Annotated in this window: 21 protein-coding genes; 9 read left to right on the forward strand and 12 right to left on the reverse strand. The window is 62.9% G+C overall.

Translation table 11 applies throughout. The features are described from left to right. Nucleotides 1-30: 30 nt before the first annotated feature. Entirely contained in the window at nt 31-288 is a 258-nt protein-coding gene (locus GSQ90_RS19400) for a hypothetical protein (protein ID WP_158816526.1), read from the reverse strand. Next, nucleotides 285-902 carry an RNA polymerase sigma factor gene (locus GSQ90_RS19405; RefSeq protein WP_246731668.1) on the reverse strand — a complete coding sequence of 206 codons (618 nt, stop codon included), beginning with the start codon at nt 900-902 and terminating at the stop codon, nt 285-287. The genes GSQ90_RS19400 and GSQ90_RS19405 overlap by 4 nt, the downstream gene beginning before the upstream one ends. Before the next feature lie 77 nt (nt 903-979). Here GSQ90_RS19405 and GSQ90_RS19410 point away from each other — a divergent pair, with 77 nt between their 5' ends. After that, entirely contained in the window at nt 980-1,828 is an 849-nt protein-coding gene (locus tag GSQ90_RS19410; protein WP_158816527.1) for a protein-L-isoaspartate O-methyltransferase, read from the forward strand. A gap of 25 nt (nt 1,829-1,853) precedes the next feature. Here the strand turns inward: GSQ90_RS19410 and GSQ90_RS19415 are convergent, their stop codons facing one another. Together GSQ90_RS19415 and aroQ are read right to left on the reverse strand one after the other, a co-directional pair. Continuing rightward, nucleotides 1,854-2,903, reverse strand: a complete 1,050-nt coding sequence (locus GSQ90_RS19415; RefSeq protein WP_158816528.1) for a GGDEF domain-containing protein — start codon at nt 2,901-2,903, stop codon at nt 1,854-1,856. Nucleotides 2,904-3,148: 245 nt separating this feature from the next. Then, nucleotides 3,149-3,595 (reverse strand): type II 3-dehydroquinate dehydratase, encoded by a 447-nt coding sequence (gene aroQ, locus GSQ90_RS19420; protein WP_158816529.1) that lies wholly within the window; start codon nt 3,593-3,595, stop codon nt 3,149-3,151. A 151-nt stretch (nt 3,596-3,746) separates the two neighbouring features. Here aroQ and GSQ90_RS19425 point away from each other — a divergent pair, with 151 nt between their 5' ends. After that, the gene (locus GSQ90_RS19425) at nt 3,747-4,547 is read left to right on the forward strand and encodes a hypothetical protein (protein ID WP_158816530.1); all 801 of its coding nucleotides are present in this window, start codon (nt 3,747-3,749) and stop codon (nt 4,545-4,547) included. A gap of 20 nt (nt 4,548-4,567) precedes the next feature. On the opposite strand, the gene GSQ90_RS19430 is transcribed toward GSQ90_RS19425, so the two are convergent. Then, entirely contained in the window at nt 4,568-5,521 is a 954-nt protein-coding gene (locus tag GSQ90_RS19430) for a DnaJ C-terminal domain-containing protein (RefSeq protein WP_158816531.1), read from the reverse strand. 132 nt (nt 5,522-5,653) lie between these two features. Next, nucleotides 5,654-5,989 carry an RT0821/Lpp0805 family surface protein gene (locus GSQ90_RS19435; protein ID WP_158816532.1) on the reverse strand — a complete coding sequence of 112 codons (336 nt, stop codon included), beginning with the start codon at nt 5,987-5,989 and terminating at the stop codon, nt 5,654-5,656. Between the two features lie 209 nt (nt 5,990-6,198). On the opposite strand from GSQ90_RS19435, the gene pdxH reads away from it, so the two are divergent. Continuing rightward, on the forward strand, nt 6,199-6,813 hold the full coding sequence (gene pdxH / locus GSQ90_RS19440; protein ID WP_158816533.1) for a pyridoxamine 5'-phosphate oxidase: 615 nt from the start codon (nt 6,199-6,201) through the stop codon (nt 6,811-6,813). 113 nt (nt 6,814-6,926) lie between these two features. Here the strand turns inward: pdxH and GSQ90_RS19445 are convergent, their stop codons facing one another. Further along, nucleotides 6,927-7,205, reverse strand: a complete 279-nt coding sequence (locus GSQ90_RS19445) for a hypothetical protein (protein ID WP_158816534.1) — start codon at nt 7,203-7,205, stop codon at nt 6,927-6,929. A gap of 71 nt (nt 7,206-7,276) precedes the next feature. Beyond that, the gene (locus tag GSQ90_RS19450; RefSeq protein WP_158816535.1) at nt 7,277-7,504 is read right to left on the reverse strand and encodes a hypothetical protein; all 228 of its coding nucleotides are present in this window, start codon (nt 7,502-7,504) and stop codon (nt 7,277-7,279) included. Between the two features lie 517 nt (nt 7,505-8,021). Here GSQ90_RS19450 and GSQ90_RS19455 point away from each other — a divergent pair. From GSQ90_RS19455 to GSQ90_RS19465, 3 genes are all read left to right on the forward strand, one after another. Next, the gene (locus GSQ90_RS19455) at nt 8,022-8,774 is read left to right on the forward strand and encodes an SDR family NAD(P)-dependent oxidoreductase (protein ID WP_158816536.1); all 753 of its coding nucleotides are present in this window, start codon (nt 8,022-8,024) and stop codon (nt 8,772-8,774) included. 67 nt (nt 8,775-8,841) lie between these two features. After that, nucleotides 8,842-9,234, forward strand: a complete 393-nt coding sequence (locus tag GSQ90_RS19460; protein ID WP_371418410.1) for an NUDIX hydrolase — start codon at nt 8,842-8,844, stop codon at nt 9,232-9,234. Next, nucleotides 9,231-9,665 (forward strand): TIGR02301 family protein, encoded by a 435-nt coding sequence (locus GSQ90_RS19465; RefSeq protein WP_174247503.1) that lies wholly within the window; start codon nt 9,231-9,233, stop codon nt 9,663-9,665. Before GSQ90_RS19460 ends, GSQ90_RS19465 begins: the two co-directional genes overlap by 4 nt. Here GSQ90_RS19465 and GSQ90_RS19470 read toward each other — a convergent pair. Then, entirely contained in the window at nt 9,653-10,243 is a 591-nt protein-coding gene (locus GSQ90_RS19470; RefSeq protein WP_158816537.1) for an isoprenylcysteine carboxylmethyltransferase family protein, read from the reverse strand. The two genes, GSQ90_RS19465 and GSQ90_RS19470, sit on opposite strands and share 13 nt — an antisense overlap. A gap of 158 nt (nt 10,244-10,401) precedes the next feature. Here GSQ90_RS19470 and GSQ90_RS19475 point away from each other — a divergent pair, with 158 nt between their 5' ends. Continuing rightward, nucleotides 10,402-11,175, forward strand: a complete 774-nt coding sequence (locus GSQ90_RS19475) for a PRC-barrel domain-containing protein (RefSeq protein ID WP_158816538.1) — start codon at nt 10,402-10,404, stop codon at nt 11,173-11,175. 91 nt (nt 11,176-11,266) lie between these two features. On the opposite strand, the gene GSQ90_RS32900 is transcribed toward GSQ90_RS19475, so the two are convergent. Both GSQ90_RS32900 and GSQ90_RS19485 read right to left on the reverse strand, forming a co-directional pair. Beyond that, nucleotides 11,267-13,168, reverse strand: a complete 1,902-nt coding sequence (locus GSQ90_RS32900) for an adenylate/guanylate cyclase domain-containing protein (protein ID WP_371418403.1) — start codon at nt 13,166-13,168, stop codon at nt 11,267-11,269. A gap of 134 nt (nt 13,169-13,302) precedes the next feature. Beyond that, nucleotides 13,303-13,665 (reverse strand): hypothetical protein, encoded by a 363-nt coding sequence (locus tag GSQ90_RS19485; protein WP_158816539.1) that lies wholly within the window; start codon nt 13,663-13,665, stop codon nt 13,303-13,305. Nucleotides 13,666-14,031: 366 nt separating this feature from the next. Here GSQ90_RS19485 and GSQ90_RS19490 point away from each other — a divergent pair, with 366 nt between their 5' ends. Both GSQ90_RS19490 and GSQ90_RS19495 read left to right on the forward strand, forming a co-directional pair. Further along, nucleotides 14,032-14,601: a TMEM175 family protein gene (locus GSQ90_RS19490; RefSeq protein ID WP_158816540.1), complete on the forward strand. Its 570-nt coding sequence runs from the start codon at nt 14,032-14,034 to the stop codon at nt 14,599-14,601. Nucleotides 14,602-14,686: 85 nt separating this feature from the next. Beyond that, on the forward strand, nt 14,687-14,890 hold the full coding sequence (locus GSQ90_RS19495; protein WP_158816541.1) for a hypothetical protein: 204 nt from the start codon (nt 14,687-14,689) through the stop codon (nt 14,888-14,890). A 222-nt stretch (nt 14,891-15,112) separates the two neighbouring features. On the opposite strand, the gene GSQ90_RS19500 is transcribed toward GSQ90_RS19495, so the two are convergent. Next, nucleotides 15,113-15,994, reverse strand: a complete 882-nt coding sequence (locus GSQ90_RS19500; RefSeq protein WP_158816542.1) for an NAD(P)-dependent oxidoreductase — start codon at nt 15,992-15,994, stop codon at nt 15,113-15,115. Nucleotides 15,995-16,007: the final 13 nt, after the last annotated feature.

Consider the following 16,007-nt stretch of genomic DNA (forward strand, 5'->3'; position numbering starts at 1 on the left):
ATTTGATCGCACAACCGGCGTCCGGCCCGGCTACTGGTTCCGAGTAAAAGGAAGCCGCGCTCCGGGAACGATGAAATGCGAGACCGGCGGCGCGTCCAAATCGGCTTCGACCGCTGTCTTCACCACGCGGCGCGTCGCCCTGGCCGCGGGATGACTTTTGGCGCCCTCCTCGCGCGCCCAGGCGCCGATATCCTGATCGGAAGCGGCGAGCAGTTCGGCGGTCAGACCATCCAGCAGCGCCGTCAGGTCGCGTTCGGGATTCCAGTCCTTCATGACTTTCTTGGTCATTGTGCGCTCCAGGACAGACCGGCCCGAAGCAGCGCGCGCCGCATGCGCCGGCGCGCGCTGTCATATTCGACGGTCGAAAGATCGTACGTCGCGCGAATTTCTTCGGCCGACAACCCGCCTTCCAGGCCAACGATGATTCGCAACGCGATCCTATCGCCGGCGAACAGGCGGCGGATAGCGTCGATAGCCTCGGCAGCGACAAAAGCGCGCTCCTGATCCGGCGCAAGGCTGACGATCTCCCGCCACGCGACTTCGCCTCCAGTCAGGATCAGCTTCGCCTCACGCCCCCGACGCCGCCCCATCTCGCTGCAGAGACTTCGCATCACGCCTGCGAGAAACGCCAGAAAAGGCAGGCCCGCGGGCCATTGGCGCGATCCATCGAGCGCACGCACGATGGCCTCGTGCAGAAGATCGGACCAGCTTACGCCATGCGGCAGGCTCCTGGCGCGCAAGCGCGCCAAAGCTTGCAAGCGCAGCAGATCCGTTTCGGAAAGACGCGCAAGGGCGTGCGAGACGGCCGTCGCCGAGTCTATCCCCTCGAGGGCCGCTCGTTGTTCGTGTTCCGATAGTCCGACCATGATCGTTATGCGCGCCTCGATAGCCCACGCGGACAATAAGCGGAAAAAATATCCGATGTCCGCGTGAGCGCTTCTTCCGCGCCTTTCCAGTTATCACCTGCTGGAGAAACATCTTGGACATCGAGACCGCAGACATCAAGGCCGCGCGTTTGGCCTTCGCCGAGGAATTGCGATACGTCGCCCATGTTCAATCAAACCGCGTCATCGACGCCTTCGCAACGGTTCCGCGCGAGCGCTTTCTCGGCGACCGGCCATGGCGGGTCTATGATTTCGTGGACGGCTATTGGGAGGCGCCCGGCGACGATCCGAGATCGGCCTATCATAATGTGCTGTTCGCGATCGACGCCGCGCGCGAGCTGAACAATGGCCAGCCCCAGTTCTGGGCGCGGCTCCTCGACAAGCTCGAAATTCGCGCCGGCGACAAGGTTTATCATGTGGGAGCGGGAACCGGGTACTATACCGCCATCATGGCGGAACTGGCTGGACCCGATGGCGCGGTGATCGCGGTCGAGATCGACCCCGCCCTCGCCGAGCGGGCGCGAGCCAATCTGGCGTCGCGGGCGAATATCCAGATCGCCGCCGCCGACGGCGCGTCGTTCGATCCCGGCCCCGTCGATGTGATCGTGATAAACGCCGGAGTGACCCATCCGATGCCCGCATGGCGCGCCGCCCTGAGGCCCGCGGGACGGGCGCTCCTGCCGCTCACCGCCGATGGCGGTCAAGGCGTGGTGTTCCGTATCGAGCGCCTAGCCGATCCGGATCGCTATGGCGCGACCGCAGTGTCCAGCGCCTTGATATATCCCTGCGCCGGCGCCCGGTCGATACAGGCCGAACGCCTGTTCGCCCGGGCGCTTGGACAAGGCGGTCAGCGCTTCGTCCGTTCGCTCCGGCTTGACGCACATGCTCATGACTCGACCTGCTGGCTGCACGGCGACGGCTATTGCCTCTCGACCCGACCCTGACGGCAATCCGAGGTTCGATCGGCGCTCAGAACATTTCGACGTCGGCGCTGATCAATGTTCTGTCTTGCAGGATGCCGCCGGTGACCAGATGTTCATAACATTGCACCTGATTGCGGCCCTGCCGTTTGGCGACGTAGAGCGCCTCGTCGGCGCGGCCGAAAGCGGTCAGTCCATTGTCCCTGGAGGTGACGCCGGTATAGCCGATGCTGACCGTCACCCGGCCGACCTGGGGAAAGTCGGCGCCTTCGACGATCCTGCGAAAGCGCTCCAGAACGCTTTCCGCGAAGTCGGCCTCCGTCGGCGCGAGGATGACCACGAATTCCTCGCCGCCGCAGCGAAACAGTCGGTCGGCTTCGCGAAACGAAGAACGCATCAATTGCGCCAGCAGGATCAGAACCTCGTCGCCATAGAGATGGCCGAAGCGATCGTTGATGCGTTTGAAAAAATCGATGTCGAGGACGGCGAGCCAGGCCTGCTGGTCGGGGTTGGCCGCCCGGCGCCCGCCGATGCGATCGTGCGGATCGGCAAAGTCGAGGCTCGGCGCATCGACGCGGACGAAATTGGCCAAGGAGCCGTCAAAGGTCTTGCGGTTGAGGAGGCCGGTCAACTCGTCATATTCGCTATAGTCGAGTATCCGCAGATGGTTGCGATAGATGCTGAGCAGGCCGGAGACCAGCCGGTGCTGGTCTTCTCCCATCGGCGTCGGATGATAAATCTCAAGAAAGCCGACCACGCCGCGCGCGCTCGCTACAGGAAAGACATGGCCGTGCTGACCATTTTCGTCGCGGCGCAACTGGATCGGCGTTTTGCTCTGGTAGCAGGCGCGCAGGTCGGCGCGCGCTTCGAGCGCCGGCAGATCGCCAAGGTCCAGATGCCCGTCGGACACGGCGAGGCGGCCTTCCGTCAGACGCACCCGCTCCTGAAGCCGAAGTTCGCCGGCGAAGCTGGCGATTCGCCAAAACGTCAGCCGCGTCGCGCAAAGCAATTTGGCCGTCACCGACGCCAGGGTGATTTCGAGTTCGTCCCGGTCGCTGCGGGCGGTCAGGTCAGCAACGGATTCGATGAGATGGGACATTGTGCCAAACTGTGGAGGTAAGGTTACGTGAGGCTGTCGCGCGGCGTCGTCAATCGGGTCGCGCCTCGGGTCAAGTCGCGCCAAATTTGTCAAAGATCAGAGCTCCGTTCGCCGATACGCTATAGGCAAACGATGAACAAATCCTGCATTCGCTCAAGGCGAAGAAACCATCACTGGTATGATGACAATGCCCCGCCCGCGCCCCTGGGCGAGCGCCGCCGGGGCGGCGAATTCGCAAGGGGATTTCAGGTCTTCCGCGCCAGCAAATGCGCCATATGCCGCAACGCCAACTGATAGCCATGCACGCCAAAGCCCGCGATCACGCCCGTCGCGGCGAGCGAGACATAGGAATGGTGGCGGAAGGCCTCGCGCTGGTGGACGTTGGAGATATGCACTTCGAGGATCGGAAATTCGCAGGTCTTTAGCGCGTCCAAGATCGCGACCGACGTGTGGGTGAACGCCGCCGGATTGATGATGAGGCCCGCCGCGGCCTCGCGCGCGTCATGGATCCAGTCGATGAGCTGATGCTCGGCGTTGCTTTGCTTGAATTCGATCGCCAAGCCGAGCTCGACGGCCAGCGCCCGGCATTGCGCCTCCACATCCGCCAAAGTTTCGTGGCCGTAAATATGCGGCTGGCGCTTGCCCAGCAGGTTCAGATTCGGCCCGTTGAGGATCAGAATAGTCGAGGTCATTGCGCGCGGCCCGGCCGGAGGAAATTCGCGCCATTGTGCATGGGCGCGTCCTTGCAATCAATTGCCGGGCCGCGCGCATCGATAGACCGGGCGCGGCCAGCCGATCCATCCGCGTCTTGTCAAGGGCGGCGGGACGGGCAAACATGGCCCGATGAACGAAACCGCCGTCGCCAGTCTCGTCTTCGTGCTGTTGCTGGCGAGCAGCGCGCTCGGTCTGTTCCTGCAGGGACGATTGGCCGAGCGCCACCGGGGCCGCGACACGATCGATGCGGTTCGCCTGGTCATTTCCATTCTGGTCACCTTGACGGCGCTGGTTCTTGGCTTGCTGACGTCTTCGGTGAAAACGGCGTTCGACGAATTCGGCGGCCATTTGCGGGGCTACGGCGCCGATATCGTCGCGCTCGACGAGCGGCTGCGCGAATATGGCGGCGCCGCCGATCCGACCCGCGCGCTGCTGCGAACCTATGTCGCGGCGGCGATCGCCGACACCTGGCCCGACGAGCCCAAGCCGATGGGCGTCTATCCCACGCATCTCAAGAGCTTTGCGCCCGGCAGCATCGAAGCCGAACAACTGGGCGCGCTGCTCCTTCAAATCGACAGCGCGATCCGGCGCCTGGAGCCGACCGACAAATTCCACCAGCAGCTCGCTGACCAGCTCGAGGCGCGCATGACGCAGACGCTGGAGCTGCGCTGGCGGCTGATCGAAACCGCCCAGACCACCATTTCCTGGCCGATGCTCTGCGTCATGACCTCATGGCTGATCATGATTTTCGCCGTGTTCGGCTTGAGCTCGCCGCGCAACAGAGTGATCTATGCGACGATTTTTCTCTGCGCCTTGTCGATATCATCGGTCGTATTCCTGATCCTTGAATTGGATACGCCGCTGACGGGCTGGGTCGTCGTATCGAGCGAGCCGCTGCGCGACGCCCTTCAGCATATCGACGCCCGCTGATCGCGCGGGGCGTCTGCGAATCACGTCATCGTCGCGCGCGGATCGTAGGGCTTTTCGTCCCGCCAGCGGCGCATCAGGTCCAGGAATTCGGGATCGCTGCCCGAGGGCATCACGATGCGCAACGTCGCCAGGAGATCGCCGTGGCGCCCTTCGCCGACAGCCGGCAGCCCTTTGCCGCGCAGGCGCAAAATTCTGCCGCTGCTCGCTCCTTGCGGAATGGCGAGTTCAACCTCGCCATCGAGCGTGGGCGCGCGAACCTTGCCGCCGAGCGCGGCTTCATAAAGCGTGATCGGCAGATCAAGCCGCAAATCGCGCCCTTCGACTTTGAACAACGGATGCGGCGCATAACGAATGGTCACCAGGGCGTCGCCGGCGGGCCCGTTTTTGGCGCCGGGCTGGCCTTGGCCGCGCAACCGGATTGGCTTGCCCTCTTCGACGCCGACGGGAATGGCGACATCGAGCGTCTTGCCGGTCGGCAAGGTCACGCGCGCCGAGCCGCCCGCGGCCGCCATGGCGAGGGGGACCGTGGCAGTGACGGCGACATCCTCGCCGCGCTGGGGCCCGCGCGAGCGCCCGGTGGCCTGGGCGCCGAACAATTCGGCGAGGATATCCGGATCGATGCCCGCGCCGGCCGTTGCGCGGCTGGGGCCGCCGCCAAAGTCGAAATCGAAATGCTGGAAGTCGGAATCGCCGCCCCGCGCGGACCGCGAGCGGCGACCCGCGCCGGTAAAGCCCTCGAATCCCTGATGGCGCGGCTTGCCTTCCGCGTCGATTTCGCCGCGATCGAAGGCGCCGCGCTTTTTCTCGTCGCCGACGATTTCGTAAGCCGAGCCAATTTCGGCGAATTTGTCCTTCGCCTTGGGCTCCTTACTCTGGTCGGGGTGGTATTTCTTGGCCAGCCGACGATAGGCCGACTTGATTTCGGCAGGGCTCGCCGACTTGGCAAGCCCGAGAATTTCATATGGATCGCGCATAAAGAGCCCAGCCTTGCGCGCCCGCCCTCAAGGCGCGGGCGCCATTGTCTCGTCGCTTATTTGGGCGATGAAGGCGGCGCGCGCAAGGCGCCATCGAGCGCCATCGGCCCGCGCCTTCGCTGGGATCGCCGGTCAGAGCCCTTTCCAGGGCTCGACCTTGTCGAGGGCGACCGCACCCTCCTCGCCCGGACAGCCGACCGCCTGCAGCATTTTTGGCCCGTCGGCGACGACGATGCGCGCGACAAAGGCGCGGCAGGGCTTGCCCTCGCGGGAGAATGTGGCGGCGACGGGTTGGAAAGCGCCGCTCCGCCCCGAATCAGGGTTCGACCATTTGACCGGCGCTTGCGGCTCGCCATTGAGGAGCGCCGATGCGAGAATAGGCTCGGCGATCCGCCAATCCTTCATGTCCAGATCGGGCGACAGGGGAGAGGCGGCGGGCTTGATCGACCCCGTCTCGTCATCGCTCATAAAAGGCCCGATGGTCATGGAGCAGCCGGCAAGGCCGAGCGCTAGGAGCCCGAGCGTGGCGATGGGCCCCCACCCGCGCGTAGCGCGCGCTGGACAGGCGCCGCCGCGATCGGGGGCGCTGGAATAGGTCGCCGGATTTGGGATCGCCGTTGGTTCCGATCGCAGGTAGAAGCTCCCTCAAGGCGACAAAGCAATGCGGAGATTACACGTTGAATGAGTTAACGTCTGGTAACTTCACCGAAGCTGACGAGCCCTTCGCTTTATTTGAGCAATGGTTCGCCGACGCCGGCAAGACCGAGCCGAACGATCCCAACGCCATGTCCCTGGCGACGGTCGACGCCGACGGCCTGCCCGATGTGCGGATGGTGCTGCTCAAGGGCGCCGACGAGCGCGGCTTCGTCTTTTATACGAACGAAGAGAGCGCGAAAGGCCGCGAGATCGCCGCCACCCCCAAAGCGGCCGTCTTGTTCCACTGGAAATCCTTGCGCCGGCAGATTCGATTGCGCGGGCCTGTGGCATATGTCAGCGACCAGGAAGCCGACGCCTATTTCAAGACCCGGGCGCGCGACAGCCGCATCGGCGCCTGGGCCAGCCAGCAATCGCGGCCGCTCGAAAGCCGTTTCGCGTTTGAAAAAGCCATCGCCGGCTATGTCGCGAAATTTGGCGTCGGCGAGGTGCCGCGCCCGCCCTATTGGCGCGGCTTCCGCCTGACGCCGATCGCGATGGAGTTCTGGCACGATCGCCCGTTTCGCCTGCACGACCGCGTGTTGTTCACGCGCGAGGGCATGGGCGCGCCATGGCGGCGCCAGCGTCTCTATCCCTGAGTTCGGCGGCGTCAGATCAGAAGCAAAATAAAGAGAGGCGCCCTTGGGCGCCTCTCGATGGGAAATCGACAACCAACAAGGCTTCTAGGCAAGGCTTCTGGGAACGCCAGGCTTTACCGGCCGCGCGAATAATAGTTGCGATCTTCCGGAGTCGTGAGGGTTTGGGGCGCGTCATAGCCAGGCTGCACGCCATAGCTCGACGAATAGCCCGAATCGTCGCCGGTATAGGCTGAGCGGCCTTCCTGCATGGGCGATTGCTGCAGCGTCTGCGGCGCGATCACGGCATAGGGAGACTGCTCGGGGGAGAGATTGCCGCCGCCCATGGCGGAGGCGCTGGCGGCGCTGAGGGTCAAAGCGATAGCGGCAGCGCCAAACAACATGATGTTGCGCATTTTTATCTCCAATTTTTGGTTTGCATATCTTCCGGCTTTTCGAAGCCGGTTTTCACCGAATCAGCCGGTTTTCACCGGCCGGATGAAACAGGGGCGTCGGCTTTGGGCGCCTGGGGATCAGCCGTTGGATCGACATAGGCCGCCCGGCCTTCGGTCGGAACCGACAAGGACATCGGCGCCACGTCGGCATAGGGCGACGCTCCCGATACAAGGCGAGGGCCTAAAGCATAGGTGTCGACGTAGAGAACATAAAGAGCCAGCGCGATGGCGCCTGCTCCAAGAAACATAATGGTGCGCATAGTCTTTTGTTGCCTTCTTGCGCTTTCGCGCATCTTAATATCTTAGCTATTCTGTAGTAACCGGCGGCTGAATTTGAAACTTCAGACGCTTCGCTTCCTTAGCGACCACGAAGAATCGCCTCCTCTTGTTCAGCGATCGGACCGGGCGAGGCTAATGGCGACGGTCGAGTCGCCGATATCGAGCCTCGGCGATTTTCGCACCGCATGTCACTTTCCTATTTATTTATCAGCGGCTTGCAGAAAACCCGCGACCGAACGGGCGGCCAGCCGGTCTTCCCTAATCACTGAACAGGAGATAGGAGACGTGGCGCCCATATTCAATTGCTGCACCGCACACAAAAATGTGAGTCTTTGTAATTTCGCCGTCATGATTGCGCCAACCAAGGATTCGTTGGCGAGCCGACGAATCCTTGGTTAGGGTCTTTGGAAGAAGCAGGATTTTTGCGCAAAACCGCGCGACACTTTTCCGAAATCCTGTTTGGGGATGGACGGAAACCAATCTGCGAGCCGGGACGAGATGACTGAAGCTCAGACCAATGCGCCGCGCAAGACGATGTTGCTGACCGGCGCCTCGCGCGGCATCGGCCATGCGACGGTCAAAAGGTTCTCGTCGGCGGGATGGCGGGTCATCACCTGTTCGCGCCATGCTTTTCCCGAGGAATGCCCTTGGATGGCGGGGCCGCAGGACCATCTCCAGATCGATCTCGCCGATCCCGCCGACACGCGGCGGGCGATCGCGGAAATCCGCGAGCGGCTGGATGACGGACGGCTGGACGGGCTCGTCAACAATGCCGCGATATCGCCCAAGGGCGCCGGCGGCTCCCGGCTTGGGCTGTTCGAAACCGAGCTTGTCGATTGGCAGACGATCTTTCAGGTGAATTTCTTTGCGCCGATGATGCTGGCGCGCGGCCTGATCGCCGAGCTTGAAAAAGCGCATGGCTCGATCGTCAACGTCACATCGATCGCCGGCGCGCGCGTGCATCCTTTCGCCGGCGCCGCCTATTCGACCTCCAAAGCCGCTTTGGCGGCGCTGACGCGCGAAATGGCGGCCGATCTCGGCCCGCGCGGCGTCCGCGTCAACGCCATTTCGCCCGGCGAGATCGACACCGCGATCCTGTCGCCGGGCACGGACAAGATCGTCGCGCAAATCCCGTTGCGCCGCCTGGGCTCGCCCGAAGAAGTCGCCAAGGCGATCTACTTTCTTTGCTCCGAACAATCGAGCTATGTGCATGGCGCCGAAATCCATATCAATGGCGGCCAACACGTTTGACGCATGGATTTGAGGTTCCGTCCTGAACGATCGCCTTTATCCCCCGCGTCCGATCCTCGCCGTCTCGCTGGCGGTTTTTCGCGATGGGAAGGCGCTCGTCGCGCGCCGAGCGCGGGCGCCGTTGCTCGGGCTCTATTCGTTGCCCGGCGGCGTGGTGGAAATCGGCGAGACTCTGCACGAGGCGGCGTTGCGGGAGCTTGACGAGGAGGTCGGCGTCACGGCCGAGATCGTCGCCTTCAACGATCATGTCGAATCGATCGTGCGCGACGACCAGGGCGTGCGGGCGCATTATGTGATCGCGTCTTTTGTCGCGCGCTGGACCGGCGGCGAAGCGCGAACGAGCGAGGAAGCCGATTCCGTGCTCTGGATCGACCCTTTGGCGGCGGGCGATTTACCGACCACGCCCGGGCTGGAGGCGATCCTCGCCAGGGCGGCGAGCCTCATCAAGGCCTGCCCGTGAGCGCGCGGCTCCTCCGCCTTGCCGTCGTCGCCGCTCTCTGCGCGGCTGTTGCGGGGCCAGCTTGCGCCCAGCAGGCGCCGGCCAAGCCCGCGGCGCCCGCCGAGCCGCCGGCGCCGGCCGCCGACCCGCCACCGCCCTATGAACCGCAATTGCTGCGCCTTGCCGAATTGATGGGCGCGCTTGCCTACTTGCGCGATCTTTGCGGCGCGCATGACGCCGAGGCCTTCCACGCCAAAATGGCGAACCTGCTGGAGGCGGAAGCCAAGAGCGAGGCGCGCAAGGAAAGCCTCGCGGGCGCCTATAACGACGGTTTTCGCGGCTATGAACTTTCCTACCGCGTCTGCACGCCCGCCGCTCGCGAAATCATCGCACGCTACCTCGACGAAGCCGCGAAGATTTCGTCTGATGTCGCCAATCGCTATGGCGGCTGATTAGCGCCCACGCCCCGCTTGCAGCCGAACCAGCGGCCGACGCTTTTCGAATAAGCGGCGAAAGCCTCGGGATGGGCGGCGCTCAACGCGGAATCTTCTCTTTTGATGATCACGATATCGGTGAGGAAGAAAAACGCGAACGGCAGCAGGATCGCAAGCGCGAGAACGACGGGCTCGAAAGACGCGTCAATCTGAAGGAAGACGAGCAGCGCCGACCAGACCACGCACTGAATCAAGGTCAAGAGATAGGTCGGATTGCGCGAGAAGGCGTAAAGTCCGGTCGTCACGAGACCGGAAGAGATGACATAGGTGCGCGCGTCGCCGCCGCCCTTGTTGAGAAGGCCGATGATCGCAACCTTGCCCGCGTAACAACAGGCGAGCAGGAAGCCGAACAGGCCGGCGATCGCGCAAACCCAGGGCGTATGCGCGCATCGCGCCCATGTCAGGACGAACAGAACGACATAGGCGAGCGAAAAAACAAGGTCGATCTTGAATGTGGGGGCGAAGCGGAAAGGCGCGGGCGCCTCATCGCCTCGGCGAACGGCCGGCGCTTCGTGAAAACCCATGCCCAGCGTCATAGCGCCACCGTTCCGACGAACATCTCGTCCTCAACTTGAGGCGACAATGCCCCGCCAGAGGTAAAAATTGGATTGAGATCAGCGAGGGAACCTTCTGACCGGAAACGCGCTTTACTTGAATCGCCGCCGCTCAGGCGGCAAGCTGCGAAGGACGACCCATGCTGCAGGTCATATCGGCGTTCAACGGCTATGCGATCGAGGCGAGCGATGGCGGGATTGGCAGTGTCAGCGACTTCCTATTCGACGACCAGAGTTGGAAGCTGCGTTGGCTCGTCATCGACGCCGGATCTTGGCTCGCCGAACGGAAAGTGCTGGTCCATCCCTCCGCGATCGGGCAGGCCGATTACGAAGGGCGAAAGCTCGCCGTGGCGCTGACGAAGACGGAGGTCGAAGGCAGTCCCGACATTCGCGAACATCAGCCGGTGTCGCGCCAGATGGAGAGCGAACTTTACAGTTATTATGGCTGGGATCCGCTTTGGGGCGGCGGCTATCTCGGCGCGGAGGCCGGCGCGATCGCGGCGCCGCTGGCGACCGAGCCTTATTTCGGCATCGCTTCGATCCGCGACGCGGCGGCCGTCGATCCCGCTCCCGACGATGCGGACCCGCATCTGCAAAGCGTCGCCGCGATCACCGGTTGTCCGATCGCGGCCAGCGACGGCGACATCGGCCATGTCGAGGATCTGCTGATCGACGCCGCCCTATGGACCGTCAACTATTTCGTCGTCGACACCAGTAATTGGTGGCTTGGGAAACGCGTGCTGATGTCGCCCCATGCGGTGACGACGATCGACTGGACGGAGCGTCGCGTGGAGCTCAATGTCACGCGCGACCAGGTCAAGGCGAGCCCGCCATGGGACCCGCTCGCGCTGATGGATCAGGCCGGCATGAAGCGGCTGCATGACCATTACGGCTGGCCGGGGTCGAGGGCGTAGCGTGTAACATCAAACGCTTCTCCAACCGGCATCAAGATCAATCGCTTTGGAGACGCGCGCACGGCGTGGGGTTGGCGATTTTTCTCGCGTCTCACTCCTCGGGAAGTCCCGCTTTGCGTAGGCCCTCGAGCAAGTTGGGTATAACCGGCACGATGGAGATCATCTGTTTGACAGTGAATTTTGGATTGAAGCGGCGGGCTTCCGCCAGAGCCGTTTTCGCCGCCTCCATCTTGCCGTCGAGCGCATAGGCGGCGGCCAGGCACCCGTAGGGTATGAAAGTGCGATTGCCGAAATCGATCGATCTATGGAATTCATCGACGGAGACGTCGAAATGCCCGAGGCCAAGTTCCGCCAGGCCCAAGTTCACATGCCATTGAGCGACCGCCGGATCGCGCGGGCTTAACCGCATGGCTGGCTGAAAATCAGCCTTGGCCTGCTCAAAGCGGCCGAGGGCAATTTCGGCGAAACCCCGCGCCGAATAGAGTTGGGCGTTATTTGGGTTAACGACCAGCCCGGCATCGGCGACGTCGAGTCCCTCGTTGGCGCGGCGCGAAGACGACAGGTATTGGCTTTTTACCAGATACGCCTGCACATTGTCTGGGGCGAGCGCGATGGCCCGGTCGGTCTGACCAAGTATTTTTGCATCGTAGTCGGTCCCGGCGGCGCCCCATCCGAAAGAATATTCGATGCCATAGATGAGAGCCTCGCCTGTCAACGCGTCGGCGTCGTTCGGGTCGATCTTGAGCGCCTCGTCGAACAAGGCCAGCGCCAAATCGCAATTGTCCTTCGAGGGCGTCTGCGTCGCTTGCCACGCCAGGGCCCACCCGCGCATGGTGAGATCGATAACGTCGGGGCTCTTGGAGCGGGCGCCCTTTTCCGCCTCCGCCTTGACTAGTTCGTAACCCAGAGCGTTGACCAACCGCGCTACGACCTGATCTTGCAGCTTGAACAAATCGGTCACGTCTTCTTCGAAACGGTTGGCCCAAAGATGGGAGCCCGATTGCGCGTCGATGAGTTGGGCGCTGACGCGCACCCGGTTCTGGTCGCGCTGGACCGAGCCTTCGAGCACATAACGCACGCCAAGTTCCTTGCCGATCTCCTTGGCGTCGACGTTCTTACCCTTGAAGGTGAAGGCGGTGTTGCGCGCGATCACGAAGCTGTTGCGGATACGCGACAGATCGGTCGTCAAGTTCTCCGTGACGCCGTCGGCGAAATAATCCTGACTGGAATCGTTGGAAAGGTTCGTGAACGGCAGCACCACGATGGAAAGATGCGCGGCTTCGACCGGGGTAGCGACGCTCGAGGCGACAGGCGCGGACGGTTTTGCATTGAGAAAATACCAAGCGGCCGCCGCGATAACGACAAGCAAGGCGACGATCGCTATAACGGGCAACACAAGCGCCGAACGTCTCCCGGGCGCGGCAGGCTTCATTTGCGAAGCGGGTGGCGTGGGTTTCGGCTGAGCGGGCGCGCCGACCTCAAGCGAATAGACGCGAACCGGTTCGGCGATGTTCTTGAGTTGGGTCGCGCCCCGATCGCTGACGGCAAGATCAAGCCGGGCGCGGACCTGGCGATAGGCGTCCTCAGACAGGCAGATCGCGCCGGGTGCAGCAATGCCTTCCAGGCGCGCGGCGATATTGACGCCGTCGCCCATCAAGTCGCCGTCGCTCTCCTCGACGACATCGCCAAGATGAATCCCGATGCGAAATTCGATGCGGCGATCTTGCGGCAGGCCAGCATTGCGCTCAACCATGCCGTTCTGAATTTCGATGGCGCAGCGCACGGCGTCGACGACGCTGCGGAACTCGACGAGAAACCCGTCGCCCATGCGCTTGACCACCCGCCCCCGATGCACGGCAAAAGTCGGATCGATCAAATCGCTGCGAAGCGCGCGGAGCCGGGCCAGCGTGCGATCCTCGTCGACGCCCGTGAGTCGGCTGTAGCCGACCACATCCGCGGCGAGGATCGCTGCTATTTTCCGGGTCTCGCTCATCACGCCCCTACGCCGCGGTCGACGCGGCGGGAATATCTGAAAAGAACCGCCCGCTTCGAAATGGAGCGATTCAACCGAAGGAAAGCCATTCCGAACCCTTCGCGAAAGGATGTCGTATAAGCCACGCCCATGAATCAGCAGACGTGACCATCGGCGGCGCCGCCGATGGTCCCCGTGAGTTCGTTGACGTGGTCGTCAATGATTTCGTATCGCCTGATCAGCGTTCCTCCCCCATCGATCTTGAGGATCACGACGCCTTCGCGGCCGATCGTCCACGTGCCATGGATAACGATCTGACCCTGGTTAAAGTCATGCATGTGGTAGGAATAGATGTAGGAATGGTCGCGACCATATTGTTCGGAATCCCAGCCCGACAACCAGCAGAAGTTCTTGCCGGCGAGACCGGCGTCCGTCTTTATGACTTCGGCGCGGGCTGGAGTGGCGACGGCGCCGCAGGCAATATTGACAGCGGCGGCCATTGCAAAAAGCCTGTGCATGGAAAATCTCCACATCGAGGCGGCTCATCGACGCCGCCACCGTTGCAAACCGGGCTATTCCGAGCGAGCATCGGTCGCCGCCTGATTGTGTCGACGCCGACGCCTAACGCCATCCATTCTATGAATATTATATTGTTCATGAACCGACCGCGCCCGTCCATTGAAATCACGCCGCCAGCCGTCGCGACGCAGGAACGCGCATCCATCGTGTTCGACTGCCGCCACGCAACCAATGGACAATTCCGCGCCTGTTGATCGTCTCACAAGAGCGAACTCGGACATTGTCTTGCATCGCGCGCCGGATTGAGGCCCAATCCGCGACGCGCGCCGCCGCGGCCGCCTGAACGCAAGGCGCGAAGAGGACCGATGGACACGGGACGGTTGGAGGCTTTCACCGACGGCGTGCTCGCCATCGTCATCACCATCATGGTGCTGGAGACGAAGACGCCTGACGGCTACGATCTTCCCGCGATATGGGCCAGCGCGCCGGCTTTCCTCGCTTACGCCCTGAGCTATTTCAACGTCGGCATCGTCTGGAACAACCACCACCACATCATGCAGGCGACGGAGCGGGTCGACGGCCGCGCGCTGTGGGCCAATCTGTTTTTGTTGTTCTGGGTGTCGCTGATCCCGTTGATGATCCGCTGGATGAACGAAACCCATTTCGCGGCGCCGCCGACCGCCGCCTATGGGGTCGCGCTCGCCTTGGTGACGATCGCCTATATCCTGTTCGAAAAAGCGCTGATCGCCTGCAACGGCGCCGATTCGAAGCTGGCGAAGGCGGTTGGCGCCGAATGGAAGGAATGGCTCACTCTGGCCGCTTACGTCGTGGCGGCCGGGTTCGCCTTCGTCAGCCCGTGGATCGCGCTCGCGCTCTATATCGCGATCGCTCTGTCCTGGTTCATCCCCGACCGGCGGATCGAAGCGATCCTCTGACCGGCGCGCCCGACGCTTTTGCGGCTTCATCCCGTAACACCGGGCGTCAGCAATGCGGCCGCGACGAGGCGGCCCGGAGGGGAATATGCGTCAAAAGAATTGGCGGTTCATTATCACCGGGATCGTGATGATTCTCGGCGCGGGCGGATTTTTTCTCTACATGGGGACGATGATGCCAAGTTCGAACGATCCGGCCGGGATGATGCAAGAGGTCGGGCAAGTCTCGGGCGTGGTCGCGGGCATCGCTTTGGCGCTGCTGATCTTTGGCGTGATCGGCAAGAAAGCGTGAGCGGGCAAAACGAAGGGCCTAGCGGCATACGTCAGCCAAAACGAAAGAGGCCTGCTTTCCCCTTCCCCCCTTGTGGGGGAAGGCCGGGATGGGGGGTCGCACCGGACTATCCAAAATAGTGGCGCCTCAATCTGATAGGTCAGCGTGCCCCCCCTCCCTAACCCTCCCCCACAAGGGGGGAGGGAATTTCCAGCGCCTCATCAATTTCGTTGACGCAAGCCGCTATGCCGTCGCGCCCTTCGCCGCCGCCAGACTCGCCGGCGGTTTGCTGTCGTCCGGCACGAAGAAATCGACGGCCAGCGCCTGGGTCGGATCGACGCGATAGGCGTCGAAATCCGTCACGCCGTTCTCGGCGAGGAACGTGTCGTCGATGATGAAATGGCCGGTGAAGCTTTTCGCGTCCTTGCAGAAGATCACATGCGCGGCGTCGGCGAGGATGTCCGGTTTGCGCGAGGCGCGCATCAGCGCATCGCCGCCCAGGAGGTTCTTGACGGCGGCGGTGGCGATCGTCGTGCGCGGCCAGAGCGCGTTCACCGCTATGCCGCGCGCGCGCAGCTCGCCAGCAAGGCCGAGCACGACCAGGCTCATGCCGAATTTGGCCATGGTGTAAGCGGTATGGCCGGCGAACCATTTCTCCTTCATGTCGAGCGGCGGCGACAACATCAGGATATGCGGGTTCGTTGATTTCGCGAGATAGGGCACGGCGAATTTCGAGACCATGAAGGTTCCGCGCGCATTGATCTGATGCATCAGATCGAAGCGCTTCATCTCGGTCGCCTGGCTATTGGTGAGCGAAATCGCGCTCGCATTATTGACGACAATATCGATGCCGCCGAAATGCGCCGCCGTTTGCTCGAGCGCGCCGCGCACCGCCGCCTCGTCGCGCACGTCGACGATCAGCGGCAAGGCGCGCCCGCCCGCCGCTTCGATCTCCTTGGCCGCGCTATAGATCGTGCCCGGCAACTTGGCGTTCGCCTCGCTCGTCTTGGCGGCGATCGCGATATTGGCGCCGTCGCGCGCGGCGCGCAGGCCGATCGCCAGCCCGATGCCGCGTGAAGCGCCGGTGATGAACAGCGTCTTGCCTTTGAGCGTTGGCTCGGCCATGCGATCCTCCCTT

The sequence above is a fragment of the Methylocapsa sp. S129 genome (genome assembly GCF_009765995.1).
In the GTDB taxonomy this organism is placed as follows: domain Bacteria; phylum Pseudomonadota; class Alphaproteobacteria; order Rhizobiales; family Beijerinckiaceae; genus Roseiarcus.

Excerpts from the sequence above, each read along its gene's own strand:
- GSQ90_RS19400 (WP_158816526.1), bottom strand. The coding sequence starts at position 288 with ATGACCAAGAAAGTCATGAAGGACTGGAATCCCGAACGCGACCTGACG.
- GSQ90_RS19415 (WP_158816528.1), bottom strand. The coding sequence starts at position 2,903 with ATGTCCCATCTCATCGAATCCGTTGCTGACCTGACCGCCCGCAGCGAC.
- aroQ (WP_158816529.1), bottom strand. The coding sequence starts at position 3,595 with ATGACCTCGACTATTCTGATCCTCAACGGGCCGAATCTGAACCTGCTG.
- GSQ90_RS19425 (WP_158816530.1), top strand. The coding sequence starts at position 3,747 with ATGAACGAAACCGCCGTCGCCAGTCTCGTCTTCGTGCTGTTGCTGGCG.
- GSQ90_RS19430 (WP_158816531.1), bottom strand. The coding sequence starts at position 5,521 with ATGCGCGATCCATATGAAATTCTCGGGCTTGCCAAGTCGGCGAGCCCT.
- GSQ90_RS19435 (WP_158816532.1), bottom strand. The coding sequence starts at position 5,989 with ATGAGCGATGACGAGACGGGGTCGATCAAGCCCGCCGCCTCTCCCCTG.
- GSQ90_RS19445 (WP_158816534.1), bottom strand. The coding sequence starts at position 7,205 with ATGCGCAACATCATGTTGTTTGGCGCTGCCGCTATCGCTTTGACCCTC.
- GSQ90_RS19450 (WP_158816535.1), bottom strand. The coding sequence starts at position 7,504 with ATGCGCACCATTATGTTTCTTGGAGCAGGCGCCATCGCGCTGGCTCTT.
- GSQ90_RS19455 (WP_158816536.1), top strand. The coding sequence starts at position 8,022 with ATGACTGAAGCTCAGACCAATGCGCCGCGCAAGACGATGTTGCTGACC.
- GSQ90_RS19470 (WP_158816537.1), bottom strand. The coding sequence starts at position 10,243 with ATGACGCTGGGCATGGGTTTTCACGAAGCGCCGGCCGTTCGCCGAGGC.
- GSQ90_RS19475 (WP_158816538.1), top strand. The coding sequence starts at position 10,402 with ATGCTGCAGGTCATATCGGCGTTCAACGGCTATGCGATCGAGGCGAGC.
- GSQ90_RS32900 (WP_371418403.1), bottom strand. The coding sequence starts at position 13,168 with ATGAGCGAGACCCGGAAAATAGCAGCGATCCTCGCCGCGGATGTGGTC.
- GSQ90_RS19485 (WP_158816539.1), bottom strand. The coding sequence starts at position 13,665 with ATGCACAGGCTTTTTGCAATGGCCGCCGCTGTCAATATTGCCTGCGGC.
- GSQ90_RS19490 (WP_158816540.1), top strand. The coding sequence starts at position 14,032 with ATGGACACGGGACGGTTGGAGGCTTTCACCGACGGCGTGCTCGCCATC.
- GSQ90_RS19495 (WP_158816541.1), top strand. The coding sequence starts at position 14,687 with ATGCGTCAAAAGAATTGGCGGTTCATTATCACCGGGATCGTGATGATT.
- GSQ90_RS19500 (WP_158816542.1), bottom strand. The coding sequence starts at position 15,994 with ATGGCCGAGCCAACGCTCAAAGGCAAGACGCTGTTCATCACCGGCGCT.